Here is a 19,594-nt window from a genome sequence, read left to right on the forward strand (position 1 = left end):
GCGGACGGCGCGCCCTCGTCCCGTACGAGCCAGGTGACGGTGGCGTCGGCGGCCGTCTCCAGCTCCAACCGGTCCTCGGTGTGCGGGACTTCGAGGAAGACGCGGACGGGGAAGCCGGCGGGCAGCCGCTCCAGGATCCCGGCGACGGCCGGCAGGGCGGTCTCGTCGCCCCAGAGCAGGGCGGCGTCGGCGTCGGAGGGGGGCCGGAAGCGTACCCCGGTGTTGTCGGCCGAGGCGGGGCCCAGGACGACCACCCGGTCCCCGGGCCGGGCCCCCTCGGCCCAGCGGCAGGCGGGCCCGCCGTCCGGGTGGACGGCGAAGTCGATGTCGATCTCGGTCGTCCCGTCCGGCGCGGTGCGCTGGGCGCGGACGGTGTACGAGCGCATCACCGCCCGCTCCGCGTGCGGCATCGCGCGCCAGGCGCCCAGGATCGCGTACATGTCCGGGGTGCCCAGCGGTGGCAGGACGGGCGCGTCCTGGCCCGGGTGCGGCAGGAAGAGGGAGAGCGACTGGTCGTGGCCCCCGGAGCGGAAGCCCTTCGTCGCCTCGCCGGTGAAGGTGACCCGGACCAGCGACCGGCCGAGCCGCCGCGTCCGGTCGACCTGGAGGGGGAAGAACTGGAACGGGGCGGTCTCGGCGCGGGTCATGGGTCAGGCCACCTTCTTCGCGTTCTCCAGGGCCTTCGCGAGGTCCTCCAGGAGCGGGGCGCACTTGGCGTACGAGTAGACGGGCTCGGTGACCCGCGGGAAGACCTGGCCGGCCTTGACGGCGGGCAGCGCGGCCCAGGTCGGCTTGGCCTTGAGGGCCTCGGGCTGCAGGGCGGAGGTGCGGTTGTCGAGCAGGATGACGTCGGCCTTGTACTTGTCGACGTTCTCCCAGCTCAGCAGCTCGAACCAGCCCGAGGGGTCCAGCTTGTCCGGGACGACGAGGTCGACGCCCAGCTCCTGGAAGAAGAGGGTGTCGGTGGGGCGGGCCGGGGCGGAGACGTAGAAGGTGTCGGGCGAGCCGGAGCCGATGAGGACCTTCACGCCCTTCTTCGCCTTGGCGGCCTTGCGGACCCGCTCGGCGGCCGCTTCGAAGCGGGCCTTGTCGGACTTGATCCGCTCGCCGTTCACATCGGCGCCGAGGGAGGCGGCGAGGTCGGCGTGGCGCTGGAGGACGAAGGGCATCGACTTGCCGGCGGCCCACAGGGCGACACTCGGGGCGATCTTGAGGATCTTGTCCTTCTGCTCCTCCGGCACGTACCAGAGGGCGTCCTTCTCCCACATGTCGGTGACGAGGACATCGGGGTCGAGCTTCAGGTACTCCTCGATCTTGAACTCGCCCCAGACGTTGCCGATGACCTTGACCTTATTGATGTCGAGGTCACCGGCCTGGACGTCCGCCGTCACCGCGCCGGTCTTCGCGTCCTTGACCGTGGTCGGGCCGAAGACGCCCTTCACCTCGACGCCGAAGTCCTTCAGGGCGGCGGCGGTGCCGGTGAAGGCCACGATGTTCTTCGGGGTCGTGTCGCGCTTCACCTGAGTGCCGCGGTCGTCCGTGAAGCTCCACGCGCCGCCCTTGCCGCCGTCGGCGGCGGGCTTCCCGGACTCCTTGTCGTCCCCGCCGCCGCAGGCGACGAGCGCGGCGCCGAGCCCGAGGGCGCCGCCCGCGGCGAGCAGTCCGCGGCGGGTGAGGGAGGTGGCTCGGGCGGAACGGGGCATGGCGAAGTCGCTTTCGTGCGTGCCGGAGACCGGCCTGTCGGGTTGACGTTAGGTTAGCCTAACCTCAATTATGTGTCGTCAGGCAGGGGGAAACCGTTCGCGCGGCAGCCCCTGGCCCCCCACGAAAAAGGGGGCGGGGCGCACGGCCTTCGCCGTACGCCCCGCCCCACCTCGCCTTGTCCGTCAGGCGCCGGGGATCAGCCCCCGATCCCCAACTCCCGGGCGATCAGCATCCGCTGGACCTCGCTCGTGCCCTCGCCGATCTCCAGGATCTTGGAGTCGCGCCACATCCGGGCCACCGGGTACTCGTTCATGAAGCCGTAGCCGCCGTGCACCTGGGTGGCCTCGCGGGCGTTGTCGACGGCGACCGTCGAGGAGTACAGCTTCGCCATCGCCGCCTCCTTCTTGAACGACTCGCCGTTGACCAGCCGCGAAGCCGCGTCACGCCATCCGACGCGGGCCATGTGGGCGCGCATCTCCATGTCGGCGATCTTGAACTGGATGGCCTGGTACTCGGCGATCGGCCGTCCGAAGGAGTGGCGCTCCTTCGCGTACTTCACCGACTCGTCGACACAGCCCTGCGCCAGACCCGTGGCCAGCGCCGCGATCGCGACCCGGCCCTCGTCCAGGATCCGCAGGAACTGCGCGTAGCCCCGGCCCTCCTCGCCCAGCAGGTTCCCCACCGGCACCCGCACGTCGGAGAACGACAGCTCACGGGTGTCGGAGGAGTTCCAGCCGACCTTCGAGTACGGGGCGGCGACCGTGAAGCCGGGCGTGCCGGACGGGACGATGATCGAGGAGATCAGCGGCCGGCCGTCGGGCTTGCGGCCGGTGACCGCCGTGACCGTCACCAGGCCCGTGATGTCCGTACCGGAGTTGGTGATGAAGCACTTCGAACCGTTGATGACCCACTCGTCGCCCTCGCGCACGGCCGTCGTCCGGGTGCCGCCCGCGTCCGAGCCGGCGCCCGGCTCGGTCAGACCGAACGCGCCCAGCATCTCGCCGGAGCACAGCTTCGGCAGCCACTCGCGCTTCTGCTCCTCGGTGCCGAACCGGTAGACCGGCATCGCGCCCAGCGAGACGCCCGCCTCCAGGGTGATGGCGACGGAGGAGTCGACCCGCGCCAGCTCCTCCAGGGCGATGCCGAGGGCGAGGTAGTCGCCGCCCATGCCGCCGTACTCCTCGGGGAACGGCAGGCCGAACAGGCCCATGCGGCCCATCTCGGCGACGATCTCGTAGGGGAACTCGTGCCGCTCGTAGAGGTCGCCGATCTTCGGGGCGACGACGTCGTGGGCGAACTCCTCCACGGTACGGCGGAGTTCCTCGTGCTCTTCGGAGAGCCGGTGGTCGAGGGACATGCTCAGGACTCCTTGGGAGAAAGCGCGCGGACGGTACGGGACGGGCTCGGGCGGCCGAGCCGCTCGGCCATCCACACACTCGTGGCGGTCAGGGCGGCCAGGTCGACCCCGGTCTCGATGCCGAGACCGCGGAGCATCCACACCAGGTCCTCGGTGGCGAGGTTGCCGGTCGCGGACTTGGCGTACGGGCAGCCGCCGAGGCCGCCGGCGGACGCGTCGAAAACGGTGACACCGTGCTCCAGGGCCGCATACGCGTTGGCCAGGGCCTGCCCGTAGGTGTCGTGGAAGTGCACGGCGAGGGCGGGCGTCGGGATGCCCTCCTCATTGAGCAGCGAGAGCAGTTCGAGGACATGGCCGGGGGTGGCCACGCCGATGGTGTCGCCGAGGCTCAGCTCGTCGCAGCCCATCGCGCGCAGCGCCGTGCACACCCGCGCCACCTGGTGCAGCGGTACGGCGCCCTCCCAGGGGTCGCCGAAGCACATCGACACATAGCCGCGCACCCGCAGCCCCGCCTCCTTGGCCTGGGCCACGACCGGGGCGAACATCGCGAGCGACTCGTCGACGGTCCGGTTGAGATTGGCCTTGGCGAAGGACTCGGTGGCCGACGCGAAGACGGCGACCTCCCGGGCGCCGAGCGCGAGCGCCCGGTCCAGACCGCGCTCGTTCGGCACCAGGACGGGCAGCCGCACGCCCTGCGCCGACAACTCCTTCACCAGCGGGAACAGCTGTTCCGCGTCGGCGAGTTGGGGCACCCACTTGGGGTGGACGAAGCTGGTCGCCTCGACCGTGTCGAGACCGGCCGCGGCGAGCCGCCGTACGAACTCGGCCTTCACCTCGGTCGGTACGGTCGTCTTCTCGTTCTGCAGACCGTCGCGCGGGCCGACTTCGTGGATCCGGACCCGCTCCGGTAGGTCGGAGGTCGGGACGGTCATCGGGAGACCGGCGGGGACTTCGACGGTGCTGGTCGTGCCTTCGGCGCTCATGAGGCGTCCTCCTCCTTCTCCAGCGGGGTCACCACGGCCAGGATCTGGTCCATGGCGACGGTCGTGCCGGGCGTGACGTCCAGCTCGGTGACGGTGCCGGCGTGCGGCGCGGAGATGACGTGCTCCATCTTCATCGCCTCCACCACCAACAGGCTCTGTCCGGCGGCCACTTCGTCGCCGACCGCCACCTTTACCACGGTCACGGTGCCGGGCATCGGCGCGGCCAGCGTGTCGGCCCCGCCGTGCCGGGCGCCGGACAGCGCGGCGGCGACCGGGTCGTGGTCCATGACGTGCCAGGAGTCGCCGTCCCGGCCGAGCCAGTCGCCGGCCCGGCGGAAACGGTGGGCGATGCCGTCCACGGTCACCGTGACCGAACGGTCCGTCACTCGTGCGCCCGCACAAGGGACTTCGACGGTCACCGGCTCGGCGCCCGGCACCCGCAGCGGCACCGTGAGCGGCTTCGGGGTGCCGCCGAGGCGCCAGCCGCTCGGTACCGCGAACGGGTCCGTCCAGCCCTCGCCCGTCGGCCGGGGCGCCAGGCCCTCGGCCCGTACGGCCGCGGCGGCCGCGTACACCTCGTCCGGAACCCCGTCCGGTACCAGCCCCTCGGCCTCGCGCTCGACCAGGCCCGTGTCCAGGTCGCCCGCGACCACGTCGGGGTGGGCGAGCAGCCGCCGCAGGAAGCCCGCGTTCGTCGGTACGCCGAGGGTGACCGTCCCGGCGAGCGCGGCGCGCAGCTTGCGCAGCGCCGTCGCCCGGTCCGGGCCGTGCACGATCACCTTCGACAGCATCGGGTCGTAGAGGGACGAGACCTCCGTGCCCTCGGCGAGACCGGAGTCCGTACGGACCCCGTCGCCCTGCGGCTCGTCGAGCGCGAGGACCGTACCGCCGGACGGCAGGAAGCCGCGCGAGGGGTCCTCGGCGCAGATCCGGGCCTCGATCGCCCAGCCGTCCAGCCGGACGTCGTCCTGGCCAAAGTCCAGCGGCTCGCCCGCCGCGACCCGCAGCTGCCACTCCACCAGGTCCAGTCCGGTGATCAACTCGGTGACCGGGTGCTCGACTTGGAGGCGGGTGTTCATCTCCATGAAGTAGTACGAGGCGGGGTCGCCGCCCGGCACGATGAACTCGACCGTGCCCGCGCCCACATACCCGCAGGACCGCGCCGCCTCGACGGCTGCCGCGCCCATCGCCTCGCGGATCGCCGGGGTCAGCAGGACACTCGGCGCCTCCTCGATGATCTTCTGGTGGCGGCGCTGGAGCGAGCACTCGCGCTCGCCCAGGTGCACCACGTTGCCGTGGGCGTCCGCGAGGACCTGGATCTCGATGTGCCTCGGCCGGTCGATCCACCGCTCCACGAGCAGCGTGTCGTCGCCGAACGAGGACCGTGCCTCGCGCCGCGCCGCCGCGATCTCCTCCTCCAGGACCGCGAGGTCCCGCACCAGGCGCATGCCCTTGCCGCCGCCGCCCGCGCTGGGCTTCAGCAGGACGGGCGCGCCCAACTCGTGCGCGGCCTCGGCGATCTCGGGGTCGGCGGCGCCCGGGACGACCGGCACCCCGGCCGCCTTGACGGTGGCCTTCGCCCGGATCTTGTCGCCCATCAGCGCGATCGCGTCGGCCGACGGCCCGATGAAGACCAGGCCGGCCTCGGCGCACGCGCGCGCGAAGCCCGCGTTCTCGGCGAGGAAGCCGTAACCGGGGTGCACGGCCTGGGCGCCGGTGCGGCGGGCCGCGTCGAGCAGGGCGGGGACGGAGAGATACGACTCCGAGGCCGGCGCCGGCCCGATCCGTACCGCCGTGTCCGCCTCCCGTACGTGCCGGGCGTCGGCGTCCGCGTCGCTGTACACGGCCACCGAGCGCACGCCCATCGCGCGCAGCGTGCGGATGACCCGGACGGCGATCTCGCCCCGGTTGGCGACGAGGACGGTGTCGAACATGAGGGGCGTCTCCGTCCGCGCGGGCGCTTGAGTCGTTTCGTGCGTCTGCTGCGTGTTCTGCGTGTTCTGCGTCTTCTGCGTCTTCTGCGTCTTCATTGTGTGGTGTCCCCATTACATCCGGAAGACGCCGAACTGGGGGTCGCCCAGTGGCGCGTTGGCGCACGCGGTCAGGGCCAGCCCCAGCACCTGCCGGGTCTCCAGCGGGTCGATGACCCCGTCGTCCCACAGCCGGGCCGACGCGTAGTAGGCGCTGCCCTGCGTCTCGTACTGCTCGCGGATCGGGGCCTTGAACGCCTCTTCCTCCTCGGCGCTCCACGCGTCCCCGAGCTGGTCGCGCTTGACCGTCGCGAGGACGGACGCGGCCTGCTCGCCGCCCATGACCGAGATCTTGGCGTTGGGCCACATCCACAGGAAGCGCGGCGAGTAAGCCCGGCCGCACATCGAGTAGTTGCCCGCGCCGTACGAACCGCCGACGACCACCGTCAGCTTCGGCACGCGCGTGGTGGCGACGGCCGTCACCATCTTCGCGCCGTGCTTGGCGATGCCGCCGTGCTCGTACGCCTTGCCGACCATGAAGCCGGTGATGTTCTGGAGGAACACCAGCGGGATGCCGCGCTGGTCGCACAGCTCGATGAAGTGCGCGCCCTTCTGGGCCGACTCCGCGAACAGGATGCCGTTGTTGGCGACGATGCCGACCGGGTGGCCGTGGATCCGGGCGAAGCCGGTGATCAGGGTCTGCCCGTACTCGGACTTGAACTCCTGGAAGCGCGAGCCGTCCACGACGCGGGCGATCACCTCGCGTACGTCGTACGGCGTGCGCGAGTCGACCGGCACCGCCCCGTACAGCCCGTAGGGGTCGGCCTTCGGCTCCTCGACCGGCTCGACCTTCCACGGCAGCGGACCGCGCTCGGGGAGCGTGGCGACGATGTTGCGGACGATGCGCAGCGCGTGCGCGTCGTCCTCGGCGAGGTGGTCGGTGACACCGGAGATCCGCGAGTGGACCTCGCCGCCGCCCAGCTCCTCGGCCGTGACGACCTCGCCGGTCGCGGCCTTCACCAGCGGCGGGCCGCCGAGGAAGATCGTGCCCTGCTCGCGGACGATCACGGCCTCGTCGCTCATCGCCGGGACGTACGCGCCGCCCGCCGTGCAGGAGCCCATGACCGCGGCGATCTGCGGGATGCCGGCGCCGGACATCCGGGCCTGGTTGTAGAAGATCCGCCCGAAGTGCTCGCGGTCCGGGAAGACCTCGTCCTGCATGGGCAGGAAGGCGCCGCCGGAGTCGACCAGGTAGAGGCAGGGCAGCCGGTTCTCCAGTGCCACCTCCTGGGCGCGCAGGTGCTTCTTGACGGTCATCGGGTAGTACGTGCCGCCCTTGACGGTCGCGTCGTTGGCGACGATCACGCACTCGCGGCCGCTGACCCGGCCGATGCCCGCGATCACCCCGGCCGCCGGGGCCTGGTCGCCGTACATCCCGTTCGCCGCGAGCGGGGCCAGCTCCAGGAAGGGTGAGCCCGGGTCGAGGAGCGTGTCCACGCGGTCGCGCGGCAGCAGCTTGCCCCGCGCGGTGTGCCGGGCGCGGGACTTCTCGCCGCCGCCGAGCGCGGCCTCGGCCAGTTTGGCCCGGAGGGTCGCGACCAGTTCCTGGTGCGCCGCCTCGTTGGCCTGCCAGGCCGCGGACGCGGGGTCCGCCGCGCTCGTCAGCACAGGTGCCTGCTGCATTCCACGAGCTCCTCTGCTCGGTTAATGAGCGTTAACGTTCATCTCCTCGCCAGGTTAACGACCGCTAACCGGGTTGTCTAGAATCGATTCCATGACCCCGCCTCCGGCCCCGACCCCCGCTACGCCCCCCGCTCGGACCTCCTCCGCGAGCCCTGCCAGGACCCCTGCCAAGGCCCCCGCCGGGACTTCCGCCAGGGCCGACGCGCCGACGCGCCGCGAGCAGATCCTCAGAGAAGCCGCCCGCCTCTTCGCGGAGCGCGGATTCCACGGCGTGGGCGTCGACGAGATAGGCGCGGCGGTCGGCATCAGCGGCCCCGGGCTCTACCGCCACTTCCCCGGCAAGGACGCGATGCTCGCCGAGCTGCTCCTCGGCATCAGCGAGCGCCTCCTCGACGGCGGCCGGCTGCGCGCCGCCGCGTCCGCCGGCGACCCGCGCGCCCTGCTCGGCTCGCTCATCGACGGCCACATCGACTTCGCCCTCGACGACCGGCCCCTCATCACCCTCCACGACCGCGAACTCGACCGGCTCAAGGACGAGGACCGCAAGCGGGTCCGGCAGCTCCAGCGGCAGTACGTCGAACTGTGGGTCACGGTCGTCCGCGAGCTGTACCCGGCGGCGGGCGAATCCGAGGCGAGGGCCGCGGTCCACGCGGTGTTCGGGCTGCTGAACTCGACACCGCGGCTCGGCGGGCCGCTGGGGCGCACGGAGATGGAATCGCTGCTCAGCGGCCTCGCGCACGGTGCGCTGTCGTCGCTGACGGCCCTCGCGGAGGCGTAGATCCGGTCTCCGGCGGCTCCCGTCTCCGGCGGCGGCTCCCGTCTCCGGTGGCGGTTCCGGGCCGCGGTCGCGTCCCCTCTCCCGGGCTGTCCGGAAAGCGCGGGTGCCCGGGGCGCGCGTCACTACGATGCCCCGGTAGCCGTGGACCGGCGAATCGTCGCCACCGGACGGGGTGGACACGGGGGACGCGGCGGACGGGAGGGCACGTGGCCACGAGGGACGCTCGACCCACGATCCCCGCGCCGGGGACCGCACCCGGCGAGACGGCGCGGCCGGACCGCCGGCTGAGAGCCACCGGGATCGGCGCGCTGGCCGTCCTGCTGTGGGCGTCGCTGGCGCTGTTCACCACCTTGACCGGGGACATACCCCCCTTCCAGCTCACCGCGATGGCCTTCGCGGTCGGCGGGATCATCGGGCTGCCCAGGGCGCTTCGCGGTGGCCGGGCACTGACCCGCGGGCTGCCCGCCGGCGCCTGGGCGCTCGGCATCGGCGGCCTGTTCGGCTACCACTTCTTCTACTTCCTGGCCCTGCGCAACGCCCCCGCCGTGGACGCCGGCCTCATCGCCTATCTGTGGCCGCTGCTCATCGTCGTGTTCTCCGCGCTGCTGCCCGGCGAGCGGCTGCGCTGGTGGCACACGGCGGGCGCGGTGCTCGGGCTCGCCGGCACGTTCCTCCTGGTCACCGGCGGTCAGGGGCTGCACCTGCGCGGCACCTATCTGCTCGGCTACCTGGCGGCGGCCGTCTGCGCGCTCGTGTGGTCGGCGTACTCCGTGGCCAACCGCCGCTATCCGCAGGTCCCCACGGACATGGTCGCCTTCTTCTGCCTGGCCACGGCGGCGCTCGCGGGCGTGGCCCATCTGCTGTTCGAGACCACGGTGCGGCCCGACGGTTGGCAGTGGCTCGCCGTCCTCGCCCTGGGGCTCGGCCCGGTCGGCGGCGCGTTCTACGTGTGGGACCACGGCACCAAGCACGGGGACATCCGGCTGCTCGGCACCTTCTCGTACTTCGCCCCGCTGCTGTCCACCGCGCTCCTGATCGCGGCCGGCCGGGCCGACGCGAGCCCGCTCGTCGTCGCCGCCTGCGTGCTGATCGCCGGCGGCGCCATGCTGGCCTCGGCGGACACCCTGCGCGCGGCCCGCCGCCGGAACTGAGGGCGGGGACCGTACGGGGTGCCCTGCCGGGCCCCGTCCCTCACGCGAGGAGCAGGGCCCGGCAGGGGAGCGTCAGGCGTCCACCGGCCAGGTTCCCCGACGGACCATCTCGGTCACCCGGTCGGCGCCGTTGGCCCGGACCAGCAGCTCCAGACGCATGCGCTCGATGTCCTCGGCGCTCCACTCGTCGGTCGCCATGGTCCCCTTCTCGTGCGACCAGCCGTTGTCGTAGTGGCGTACGACGTAGTCCTTCTGGAAGTCCCACATCTTCGTGCCCGGCAGCGGGGTGACGATGAAGGGGTTGGCGTACGCCATGCCGTGGCCCATGAGCGTGACCGCGTAGTCGATGGTCTTCTCGATCTGCTCCAGCGACTCGATGTACGGCTTGTCGCCCGGCCGTTCGGGCGGGTTGACGAAGCCGAGCATGAAGCCGCCGGTGACCTGGATCCCGTACTCGGTGAACATCTCCACGATCTCGCCGGTCGCCTTCTGGAAGGCGTTGAGCCGCGGCTTGCCCGACTCGACCAGGCTGTCCTCGTTGGCGCTCTCCACGGCGAGGTAGACGCTGTAGCAGCCGCCCTCGGCCATCGCTCTGATCAGGTCCCGGCAGGTGAGCCCGGACCGCATCGCCGCGAGGATGTTGCGGAAGTTGGGGTTGCGCCGCTCGGCCTCGTCCATGCCGTTCGCGAACTTCTCGCCCAGATGCAGCAGGACGAGGTTGAACAGGCTCAGACCGCCTTCCTCGACCCAGGGCAGATCGTGCTTGCGCAGGAGCTCGAAGACCCGCATCGCGTACAGCGGGTCGTGCAGCAGATGATCGTCCTCAAGCAGGATTTCGGTCACGCCGTGCTTGCGTATCTCGGCGAGGTGCAGGTCGAACCAGTCGGTTCCCAGCGCCCGCCAGGGGCCGTTCACCATCGGGATATAGCAGAAGTCGCAACCGACATTACAGCCGATGGTCGAGAAGATCTGTGCCCAGGAGCCGTGGTCGCGGACGCGCTTGCCCGAGGAGTGGTAGCCCTGCTCGTACTGGCGCATGTCCAGCATCCCGAAGTCGGGCAGCGGCATCATGCCGAGTCGCTGGTCCAGGCCCTGCCGCTTGGGCAGGATCCGCATGTACGGCGAGCCGGCGGTCGTCCGGACCACGGCTCCGTCGGCGCGCCGGTAGGCGATGCCGGGGACGGCGTCGATGTCGCCGTCCGTCTCGGTCAGCGCCTGGAGGAGGGCGGTAAAGGTCTGGTCGGCCTCGTTGACGACCACGTGGTCGAAGGGGGAATCGGGCACGGAGTAGCGCCAGTCGCCGCTGGGATGGGCGCCGCCGGTGACCGTCACGATCGCCGGGTCGATGTCCTTGACGAGGTCCGCGAGGGCGCGCGCGTTGCCCCACTGGACGGTGTAGATGCACTGGATGCCGACGATGTCGGGCTGGAACTCCTCGATGATCGCCCGTAGTTGCGCGTCGTCGAGGCCGTACCGGACCAGGTTGCTGCCGCCGCCGAGGTCGACGAGCCGGCTCTCCTGCTCCCAGCCGGCGAAGGGCGAGTCGACGATGCGGACGTCGAAGCCGGCGAGGCGGGCGTTGGCCGCGATGCGCAGCAGGCCGATGGGGGTGCCCGCCCGCTTCATGACCTCGAAGGTGTCCAGGCCGAGCGTGCGGAAGCTGCTGTCCTGCGGCGAGGGCTCCACGACCCTGGTGTACGAGGGCACGAGGAGCAGGACACGGGGTGCCTGGCCGAGGGCGCGCCGCCGGGATCCGGTGCGCGAGGTCAGCAGGGAGGGGTTGCCCAGGTGCCGCAGCGGTGCGCGCTGCGGGGCACTGGAGAACTTGACGGAAGGGCTTTCTATGATCACGGGCGAAGTGGAACCATGTCGCGTCACAAGCGCTCCAACTGTCCGATCCGACGGGGGGATTCGCACAGATCTTCGTCTCATTCGCGCGGCCGGGGCAGTGGGCAACGGAGAGATGGCGTGAATCGGCACATGTGGCTCTCCGTGTCCAGGGCATATGCCACGGTGGAGGGGCCGGCCCCCGCGTCCGAGCGGCGCGATCCGGGCGGGGGCGTACGGCGCGGGCGGTCCGGGGCGTACGGCGCGGGGCGTACGGCGCGTATGGCGCGAGCGGTCTGGGGTGTACGGCGCGGGGCGTACGGCGCGAGCGGTCCTGGGCGTACGGCGTGGATCGGCGGGAGCGATCGGCGGGAGCGTCGGCACGGTCCTGGGCGTGCGGCGTGGACCGGTGGGAGCGATCGGCGGGAGCGTCGGCACGGGCCGGTCGGGGTGGACGACACGGGAGGGCGGGGGCGTACCCGTAGGGGGTTCGGGTGGTGGGGCGGCAGAATGTGGGCCATGCCGATACTCAGCCGCGCCGCCCTCGTCGAGCACCTTGTCCGCACCCGTATCGCCGGCGATGTCGCCACGCCCCGTGACAACAACCTCGGCCACTACCGCGGCCTCGCCAACGGCGACCGGCACTACTGGTTCGGCCTGGAATTCGGCGACCGGTGGAGCGACGAGCAGGACGTCCTCGCGGTGATGGCCGAGCGGTGCGGCGTGGTCGACGATCCGGCGCACCGGGCCGGCCAGGACACCATCGACCCCGAGCTGACGGTCGGCGCGCTCGACCGGATGGCCGCGCGGCTCGCGAAGGCCGCCGCCGGGCGCGAGCGGGTGCTGTTCGCGACCGGGCACCCCGGCGCGCTGATCGACGTCCACAGCCGGGTCGCGGGCGCGCTGCGGGCGCGCGGCTGCGAGATCGTACGGATCCCGGGCGGGCTGAGTGCCGACGAGGGGTACGTGGTGCAGTTCGCCGACGTCGCCGTCTTCGAACGGGGCGCGAGCCTGTGGCACACCCACTCGCCGGAGCCGATGAACGCGATCCTCGACGGCATGGAGGCGCTGGGCGAGCCCGCGCCGGACCTGGTGGTCGCCGACCACGGCTGGGCGGGGCGCGCGGCGCAGCGGGGTGTGGACGCGGTCGGCTACGCGGACTGCAACGACCCGGCGCTGTTCCTGGCCGAGGCCGAGGGCACCATGCAGGTCACGGTCCCGCTGGACGACCACGTCCTGGACCCGCGTTCGTACGAGCCGATGACCGCGTATCTGCTGGACGCCGCCGGGCTCATGCGCTGAGGCCGGTGGGGCCTGAGGTGCCGGGGGTGGGATCGGGGCCGGGGTCGTTGTCGGGGCCTTTGGTGGGGGCGGGGCCGGGGCTCGGGGCGAGGCCGCCCGGGGTCGGGTCCAGGTAGACGCGCCGGATCGCCGGGATCCGGGCCCGCAGCCGGGCCTCGGCCTGTTCGCAGGCCCACTCCACGTCGGCGGCCGACGCCAGATCCCGGAAGTCGATCTTCGCCGCGACCATGAACTCCCGCGGCCCCTGGATCAGTGTCGTCAGGTCCAGGATCCCCACGACGTGCGGTACGGACAGCAGCTCCTCGCGCACCGCCGCCCGCAGCGCGCGCGGCAGCGGGCGGCCGACCAGCAGCCGCGCGTTGGACCGGCCCAGCACCCAGGCCACGTACACGAGCAGCACACCGATCAGGATCGAGGCGGTGCCGTCCCACACGCCCGAACCGGTGAGCTGCCCGCCGAGCAGCCCGCCCGCCGCGAGCAGCAGACCGACGAGCGCGGCGGAGTCCTCCATGACCACCGCCTTGACGGTGGTGTCCGGCATGAAGCGCAGATAGCGGGCGAAGGGCGTCCCCGTGCGGGCCGCCTCGGCGCCGACCTGGCGCACCCCGGTACGCAGCGAGTAGCCCTCCAGGAGGAAGGCGACGGCGAGCACGATGTACGAGACGAGCGGATCGCCCGGCGTCTCGCCGTGGGTGAGGGTGTGGATCCCGTCGTAGAGGGAGAAGACCGCGCCGCCGACGAAGGTGGCGACGGCGGCGAGCAGGGCCCAGACGTAACGTTCGCCCGCGTAGCCGACCGGATGGTCCTCGTCGGCGGGCTTCCCGCTGCGCCGCAGCGCGGCGAGCAGCATGCCCTCGGTGACGGTGTCGGCGACCGAGTGGGCCGCCTCCGACAGCATCGCGCTGGATCCGCTGACGACACCGGCGACGGCCTTGGCGGCGGCGATCCCCAGATTCGCCGCCGCGGCCACCAGGACCGTGAAGGTGCTCTCGCCGGTGTCGGCACCGGGACCGACACCACCACCGACCCCGGGTCCGCTGTCGGCTCCGGCCCGCTCTCCGCTGTCCGTCATGACAGGCGACGGTAGGGCCGGCCGTCAGCGCGGGACGCGAACGACACCCTCCTGGATGACGGAGATCGCGAGCCGCCCGTCCCGCGTGTAGATCCGGGCCTGCCCGAGTCCGCGTCCGCCGGCCGCGGTCGGCGACTCCTGGTCGTACAGCAGCCACTCGTCCGCCCGGAACGGCCGGTGGAACCACATCGCGTGGTCGAGCGACGCCCCGACCACGTCGCCGACCGCCCAGCCGCCCCGCCCGTGCGCGAGCAGGACCGAGTCGAGCAGGGTCATGTCGGAGACGTAGGTGGCGAGGACGACGTGCAGCAGCGGGTCGTCGGCGAGCTTGCCGTTGGTACGGAACCACACCTGCGAGCGCGGTTCGCGCGGCTGCCCGACCGTCCCCCACGGGGGCTCCTCGGCGTAGCGCAGATCCACCGCCGCGCGGGCCTCGATCAGCCGGTCGGCGACCTCCCTCGGCAGATGCAGCGGCAGCGTCTCGGCGGCCGTCGGCAGCGACTCCGGGTCGGGCGCGGCCGGCATGTCCGCCTGGTGGTCGAGCCCCTCCTCGTACGTCTGGAAGGACGCCGAGAGATGGAAGATCGGCTGGCCGTGCTGAACCGCGACCACCCGGCGGGTGGTGAAGGAGCGGCCGTCGCGGATCCGGTCGACGTTGTAGACGATCGGCGCGCCGGCGTCCCCGGGACGCAGGAAGTACGCGTGCAGGGAGTGGGCGAGCCGGTCCGCGGGCACGGTCCGGCCCGCCGCCACCAGCGCCTGGGCGGCCACCTGGCCGCCGAAGACGCGGGGGACGAGCGCGGACCGGGACTCGCCTCGGAAGATGTCCCGCTCGATCCGCTCCAGGTCGAGCAGATCGAGCAGGTCGTCCAGAGCGTCCGGGGTGACCGGGGCTTCCTGGGCGTCCGGAGCCTCCGGGGTGTCCTGGGCGTCCGGAGTGGCCGGGGCGCCGGTGGACGGGCCGGCCGGCCCGTCCACCGAGGGGTGCGTGTCGGGCACGGGAGCGCCTACAGGCCCATCGACTTGGCGATGATCGACTTCATGATCTCGCTGGTGCCGCCGTAGATCCGGTTGACGCGGTTGTCCGCGTACAGGCGGGCGATCGGGTACTCGTTCATGTAGCCGTAGCCGCCGTGCAGCTGGAGGCAGCGGTCGATGACGCGGTGCGCGACCTCGGTGCAGAACAGCTTGGCGCTCGCGGCCTCGGCCGGGGTCAGCTCGCCCGCGTCCAGGGCGTCCGTGGCGCGGTCGACGACGGCCTCGGCCGCGTCCACCTCGGCCTGGCAGGCGGCCAGCTCGAACTTGGTGTTCTGGAAGTGCGCGACCGGCTTGCCGAAGACCGTGCGGTCGGTCACGTACTGCTGCGCGAACCGGATGGCGGCCTTGGCCTGCGCGTACGCGCCGAAGGCGATGCCCCAGCGCTCGGAGGCCAGGTTGTGGCCGAGGTAGGAGAAGCCCTTGCCCTCCTCGCCCAGCAGGTCCTCGACCGGGACCTTGACGTCGACGAACGCCAGCTCGGCGGTGTCGGAGGTGCGCAGGCCCATCTTGTCGAGCTTGCGGCCGATCGAGTAGCCCTCGGACTTGGTGTCCACGGCGAAGAGGGAGATGCCGAAGCGGCGGTCCTCGGCGGACGGGGCGGAGGTACGGGCGCAGACGATCACGCGGTCGGCGTGGACGCCACCGGTGATGAAGGTCTTGGCGCCGTTGAGGACGTAGTGGGTGCCGTCCTCGGAGAGCTTGGCGGTGGTCTTCATGCCCGCGACGTCGGAGCCGGTGCCCGGCTCGGTCATCGCGAGGGCCCACATCTCCTCGCCGGTGACGAACTTCGGCAGGTAGCGCTGCTTCTGCGCCTCGTCGGCGAGCATCTTGATGTACGGGAGCGCGAGCAGCACGTGCACGTTGGAGCCGCCGAAGGTGACGCCGGCGCGCGAGGTCTCCTCGTACAGGACGGCCTCGAACTTGTGCGTGTCCAGGCCGGCGCCGCCGAACTCCTCGGGCACGTTGATGCCGAAGAGGCCCAGCTCACCGAGCTTGTAGTAGAAGTCGCGGGGCGCCTGGCCGGCGGCGAACCACTCGTCGTAGACCGGGACGACCTCGGCCTCGATGAAGGAGCGCAGGGTCTCCCGGAATGCCTCGTGGTCCTCGTTGAATACGGTACGGCGCACGAGCCGCCTCCTTGTGGTCCTGTCCTGTCACCGGGCCCCGGGCAACACGACATGCCAGGTGCCTAAGCGCTTGCTCACTCCAAGTTACCGACCAGTTGTCGAGGCTGTCCAGAGTGATGCCGCGCACTCCGGGGGCACCTCGGGGGCGCTCCGGGGCTGTTTCGGGGGCACCCCGAGGGCGTTCCAGGGGCGCTCCGGGGGCGCTGGGGCGGGGCTCGGGCAGGGCTCGGGCAGGGTGGGCGCGTGCGCCGGGGTGCGCGGGCGCGCGGCTCAGCGGGGGAGCTGTTGCAGGGTCCAGCCGTTGCCGTCCGGGTCGGTGAAGGCCGCGTACGAGACGGTCGGCTTGCCCGGTGCGCCCAGGGCCTCGACCTCGGCGACGTCGACGCCGCCCGCGACCAGTTCGGCGCGGGCGGCGTGGATGTCGTCGACGACGAGGTGCAGGCCCTGGACCGAGCCCGGGGGAGTGCCGACGACGGTGCCGAGGGCGATCGAGCACGCCGACCCCGGCGGCGTCAGCTGGACGACGCGGAAGGACTCGTCCGGGCTGTAGTCGAGGTCGACCGTGAAGCCGAGCCGGTCGGCGTAGAAGGCTTTGGCGCGGTCGACGTCGGCGACCGGGAGCGGGATCAGTTCGAGGCGGTAGTCCACGGCGGGATTCCCTTCGAGAGGATTCGAGAGGTGCGGTCCGCTGGGTGGCCAGTCTTCACCGATCGGGGGCGGGGCGGGCCGGGTACGGCGAACCGGCTGGTGGGCGCGGCGAGTTGAGCTCGGTGGTCGTGGCGGTCAGGGCGTACGGCCGAGGGCGAACCACAACTCCATTCGGACGTCCGGGTCGTCCAGGTCGCGCCCGCCGAGCAGGGTGGCGATACGGCCGACGCGCTGGCGGACGGTGTTGCGGTGGACACCCAGGGCCGTCGCCGTCCGGTCCCAACTCCCGTGCAGCGAGAGCCAGGTGCGCAGGGTCTCGGCGAGGACGGGGGAGAGGGGAGCGAGGAGGTCGCGGGCGTACGCCGCCGCCTCGCCTTGGTCCACCAGTGCCGCGAGCCCGCCGGTGACGTGCCGCTGGACCGGAACCCGGCGGGCCTCGGCGCGCCGCAGCGCCCGCGCCGCCTGCGCGTCGGCGGCGACGAGACCGTCCGCCTCGGCGGGGGCGCTCACCCCGAGGGTCCAGCCGGGCTGGGGCAGGACCGGCGCGGTGGGGAGGATGAGCCGTACGGAGGCGGAGACGGGGGCGGTCGGTGCGGCGTCCTCCGGACACTCCGGCCCGGCATTTGCCACCCCGGCACTCCCCGGGTCCACGAGCGAGGTGCCCAGCGCCGCCGCCAGGGCCGTCGCCGCGAACGGGGTGCCGTCGCCCCCGCGCGCGTGGACGACGGTCCACGGGCCCGGACCGAGGGCGCGGGCCGCGTCGGCCGGGGCGGCCCCGAGGAGGAGCCGGACCAGGGCCGTGTCGCGGGCGGCGGTGTCGGCGGCCCGGTCGTACGGCGCGGTCAGCAGGGAGAGGAGGACGACCGCGAGGCCCGTGATGGTCCGGTCGCCCGGCGCCCCGGGCTCCGCCGCCACGCCCAGGGTCAGCCCGCCCTCGCCGCCGCCCAGCGCGTACGCCGTGAGCCTCGGCCCGGCCCCGCCGCTGCCGCCGCCGTCACTCGCCGACGACGGGCCGCGCGGCCGGGACCGTACCACCCCCGCCAGCTCCGCGAGCGCCCGCGCCGTCTCCGGCGGCACCGCGCGCCCGGCCGCCGCCGACTCCGTACCGTCCGCCCCGAACAGCACCGCCCGCCCGTCGAGCCGCGCCGCCAGCGCGCCGAGGACCGCCGGTACCGGGTCGGGCCGGGCGGCAGCAGCCGCCAGGGACCGCTGGGCCTCGCTCACCCGCCCCAGTTCGCGCGTCCGGGCCCGCGCCATCAGCCCCCACAGCGCCCGCGCCACCGCCGTGAACGGTGTCCTCGGAGGTACCTCGATCAGCGGCAGCCCGAGCCGCTCGCACGCCTCGACCAGGTCCGCCGGCACCGTGTCGTGCACCGGCGTCACCCCGAACCCGAGCGCTGCCGCCCCTGCCTCCCGCACCCGTGCGGCGTAGCGCGCCGGGTCCATCAAGTCCGTTGGTGACGCCGGGAATTGCGCCCCGGCCGTCAGCAGCAGCTCGCCGCCGAGCAGATACGGGTACGGGTCGGCCATCTCGGAGGCGTGCACCCCCTGCAAGGGCGTGTCCGCCGCGTCCGACGGCCCCGCGAGCAGCCGCAGCCCCAGTCCGGCCTCGCCGAGCAGCGCCGACAGCGGGATCCGGGGGAGCGGGAAGGCCGGCGGGACCGGGGGGACCAGCGGGGCCAGGGGGGTAGCCGGGGCTTCCGGAGCGTTCACGTGAGTGGATCCTTCGTACATCGCAGAGCACCAGAGTGGAGGAAACCTACACTTCTGTGCCGCTCTCCGGCGTCCTACTGTCGTGCCGACCGAGATCCCCGGCACCCTGGGATCCCGATCGCCCCACAGCACCCCAGCACCGCGACACCCCGACACCCCAGCACCCCGACATCCTCAGGAGGACCGGACGTGAGCAGCAGCAGCGACCAGAACGCGAGCCCCCCGCGCGGCCCGATCGACTCGTCCCGCGTCCCGAGGTACGCCGGTCCCGCGACGTTCGCCCGGCTGCCGAGGCTCGACGAGGTCGGCACCGCCGACGTCGCCGTGGTCGGCGTCCCGTTCGACACCGGTGTCTCCTACCGCCCCGGCGCCCGCTTCGGCGGCAACGCGATCCGTGAGGCGTCCCGGCTGCTGCGCCCGTACAACCCGGCGCAGGACGCCTCCCCGTTCGCGCTCGCGCAGGTCGCGGACGCCGGTGACATCGCGGCCAACCCGTTCGACATCCACGAGGCCGTCGAGACCATCGAGGCCGCCGCCGACGATCTGCTCGCCACCGGCGCCCGGATGATGACCCTGGGCGGCGACCACACCATCGCGCTGCCGCTGCTGCGTTCCGTCGCCAAGAAGCACGGCCCGGTCGCCCTGCTCCACTTCGACGCGCATCTCGACACCTGGGACACGTACTTCGGCGCCGAGTACACGCACGGCACCCCGTTCCGGCGGGCGGTGGAGGAGGGGATCCTCGACACCTCGGCCCTCTCGCACGTCGGCACCCGAGGCCCGCTGTACGGCAAGCAGGACCTCACCGACGACGAGAAGATGGGCTTCGGCATCGTCACCTCCGCCGACGTCTACCGGCGCGGTGCCGACGAGGTCGCCGACCAGCTGCGGCAGCGCATCGGCGACCGCCCGCTGTACATCTCCATCGACATCGACTGCCTCGACCCGGCCCACGCGCCCGGCACTGGCACCCCGGAGGCGGGCGGCATGACCTCGCGCGAACTCCTGGAGATCCTGCGGGGGTTGTCCTCCTGCAACCTGGTCTCGGCGGACGTGGTGGAGGTCGCCCCGGCGTACGACCACGCGGAGATCACCGCCGTGGCCGCCTCCCACACCGCGTACGAGCTGACCACGATCATGTCCCGCCAGATCGCCGCCGCCCGCTAGGAACCGTCCGGGGGCTCTCCGCCCGCCCTGCGCACCAGGGGTGCCGGCCAACAGGCCCGGCACCCCTGATCGTT

At 72.6% G+C, this 19,594-nt stretch carries 16 protein-coding genes; 4 read left to right on the top strand and 12 right to left on the bottom strand.

Annotation, left to right across the window (positions count from 1 at the left end; all coding sequences use genetic code 11):
• From ABZ990_RS17310 to ABZ990_RS17335, 6 genes are all read right to left on the bottom strand, one after another.
• Positions 1 to 647: siderophore-interacting protein (locus ABZ990_RS17310; RefSeq protein ID WP_361231686.1), on the bottom strand; the 647-nt coding region annotated here is incomplete at its 3' end.
• 3 nt (positions 648 to 650) lie between these two features.
• Entirely contained in the window at positions 651 to 1,703 is a 1,053-nt protein-coding gene (locus ABZ990_RS17315) for an ABC transporter substrate-binding protein (protein ID WP_361231688.1), read from the bottom strand.
• Between the two features lie 197 nt (positions 1,704 to 1,900).
• The gene (locus ABZ990_RS17320) at positions 1,901 to 3,061 is read right to left on the bottom strand and encodes an acyl-CoA dehydrogenase family protein (RefSeq protein WP_361231690.1); all 1,161 of its coding nucleotides are present in this window, start codon (positions 3,059 to 3,061) and stop codon (positions 1,901 to 1,903) included.
• Positions 3,062 to 3,063: 2 nt separating this feature from the next.
• A complete protein-coding gene (locus tag ABZ990_RS17325) occupies positions 3,064 to 4,044 on the bottom strand; it encodes a hydroxymethylglutaryl-CoA lyase (protein ID WP_361231692.1) in 981 nt (326 codons plus the stop codon).
• A complete protein-coding gene (locus tag ABZ990_RS17330) occupies positions 4,041 to 5,978 on the bottom strand; it encodes an acetyl/propionyl/methylcrotonyl-CoA carboxylase subunit alpha (RefSeq protein ID WP_361231850.1) in 1,938 nt (645 codons plus the stop codon). The genes ABZ990_RS17325 and ABZ990_RS17330 overlap by 4 nt, the downstream gene beginning before the upstream one ends.
• Before the next feature lie 111 nt (positions 5,979 to 6,089).
• Entirely contained in the window at positions 6,090 to 7,697 is a 1,608-nt protein-coding gene (locus ABZ990_RS17335) for a carboxyl transferase domain-containing protein (protein WP_361231694.1), read from the bottom strand.
• 91 nt (positions 7,698 to 7,788) lie between these two features.
• On the opposite strand from ABZ990_RS17335, the gene ABZ990_RS17340 reads away from it, so the two are divergent.
• Positions 7,789 to 8,475 (top strand): TetR/AcrR family transcriptional regulator, encoded by a 687-nt coding sequence (locus ABZ990_RS17340; RefSeq protein ID WP_361231696.1) that lies wholly within the window; start codon positions 7,789 to 7,791, stop codon positions 8,473 to 8,475.
• Between the two features lie 206 nt (positions 8,476 to 8,681).
• Positions 8,682 to 9,626, top strand: coding sequence for an EamA family transporter (locus ABZ990_RS17345; RefSeq protein WP_361231698.1), 945 nt, complete (start codon positions 8,682 to 8,684; stop codon positions 9,624 to 9,626).
• A gap of 72 nt (positions 9,627 to 9,698) precedes the next feature.
• Here ABZ990_RS17345 and ABZ990_RS17350 read toward each other — a convergent pair whose 3' ends face one another.
• Positions 9,699 to 11,477: a radical SAM protein gene (locus ABZ990_RS17350; RefSeq protein ID WP_361231700.1), complete on the bottom strand. Its 1,779-nt coding sequence runs from the start codon at positions 11,475 to 11,477 to the stop codon at positions 9,699 to 9,701.
• Between the two features lie 495 nt (positions 11,478 to 11,972).
• On the opposite strand from ABZ990_RS17350, the gene ABZ990_RS17355 reads away from it, so the two are divergent.
• The gene (locus ABZ990_RS17355) at positions 11,973 to 12,755 is read left to right on the top strand and encodes a phosphatase (RefSeq protein ID WP_361231702.1); all 783 of its coding nucleotides are present in this window, start codon (positions 11,973 to 11,975) and stop codon (positions 12,753 to 12,755) included.
• On the opposite strand, the gene ABZ990_RS17360 is transcribed toward ABZ990_RS17355, so the two are convergent.
• The 5 genes from ABZ990_RS17360 to ABZ990_RS17380 form a co-directional block, all read right to left on the bottom strand.
• Positions 12,745 to 13,827 carry a cation diffusion facilitator family transporter gene (locus ABZ990_RS17360; protein WP_361231704.1) on the bottom strand — a complete coding sequence of 361 codons (1,083 nt, stop codon included), beginning with the start codon at positions 13,825 to 13,827 and terminating at the stop codon, positions 12,745 to 12,747. The two genes, ABZ990_RS17355 and ABZ990_RS17360, sit on opposite strands and share 11 nt — an antisense overlap.
• Before the next feature lie 24 nt (positions 13,828 to 13,851).
• Entirely contained in the window at positions 13,852 to 14,700 is an 849-nt protein-coding gene (locus ABZ990_RS17365) for an acyl-CoA thioesterase II (RefSeq protein WP_361231852.1), read from the bottom strand.
• Between the two features lie 134 nt (positions 14,701 to 14,834).
• A complete protein-coding gene (locus ABZ990_RS17370) occupies positions 14,835 to 15,992 on the bottom strand; it encodes an acyl-CoA dehydrogenase family protein (RefSeq protein WP_361231706.1) in 1,158 nt (385 codons plus the stop codon).
• A gap of 270 nt (positions 15,993 to 16,262) precedes the next feature.
• Positions 16,263 to 16,640 carry a VOC family protein gene (locus ABZ990_RS17375; protein ID WP_361231708.1) on the bottom strand — a complete coding sequence of 126 codons (378 nt, stop codon included), beginning with the start codon at positions 16,638 to 16,640 and terminating at the stop codon, positions 16,263 to 16,265.
• 135 nt (positions 16,641 to 16,775) lie between these two features.
• A complete protein-coding gene (locus tag ABZ990_RS17380; RefSeq protein ID WP_361231710.1) occupies positions 16,776 to 18,353 on the bottom strand; it encodes a PucR family transcriptional regulator in 1,578 nt (525 codons plus the stop codon).
• A 189-nt stretch (positions 18,354 to 18,542) separates the two neighbouring features.
• Here ABZ990_RS17380 and speB point away from each other — a divergent pair, with 189 nt between their 5' ends.
• A complete protein-coding gene (speB, locus tag ABZ990_RS17385) occupies positions 18,543 to 19,520 on the top strand; it encodes an agmatinase (protein WP_361231712.1) in 978 nt (325 codons plus the stop codon).
• Positions 19,521 to 19,594 lie beyond the last annotated feature (74 nt).

This window comes from Streptomyces sp. NPDC046203 (genome assembly GCF_040646255.1).
In the GTDB taxonomy this organism is placed as follows: domain Bacteria; phylum Actinomycetota; class Actinomycetes; order Streptomycetales; family Streptomycetaceae; genus Streptomyces.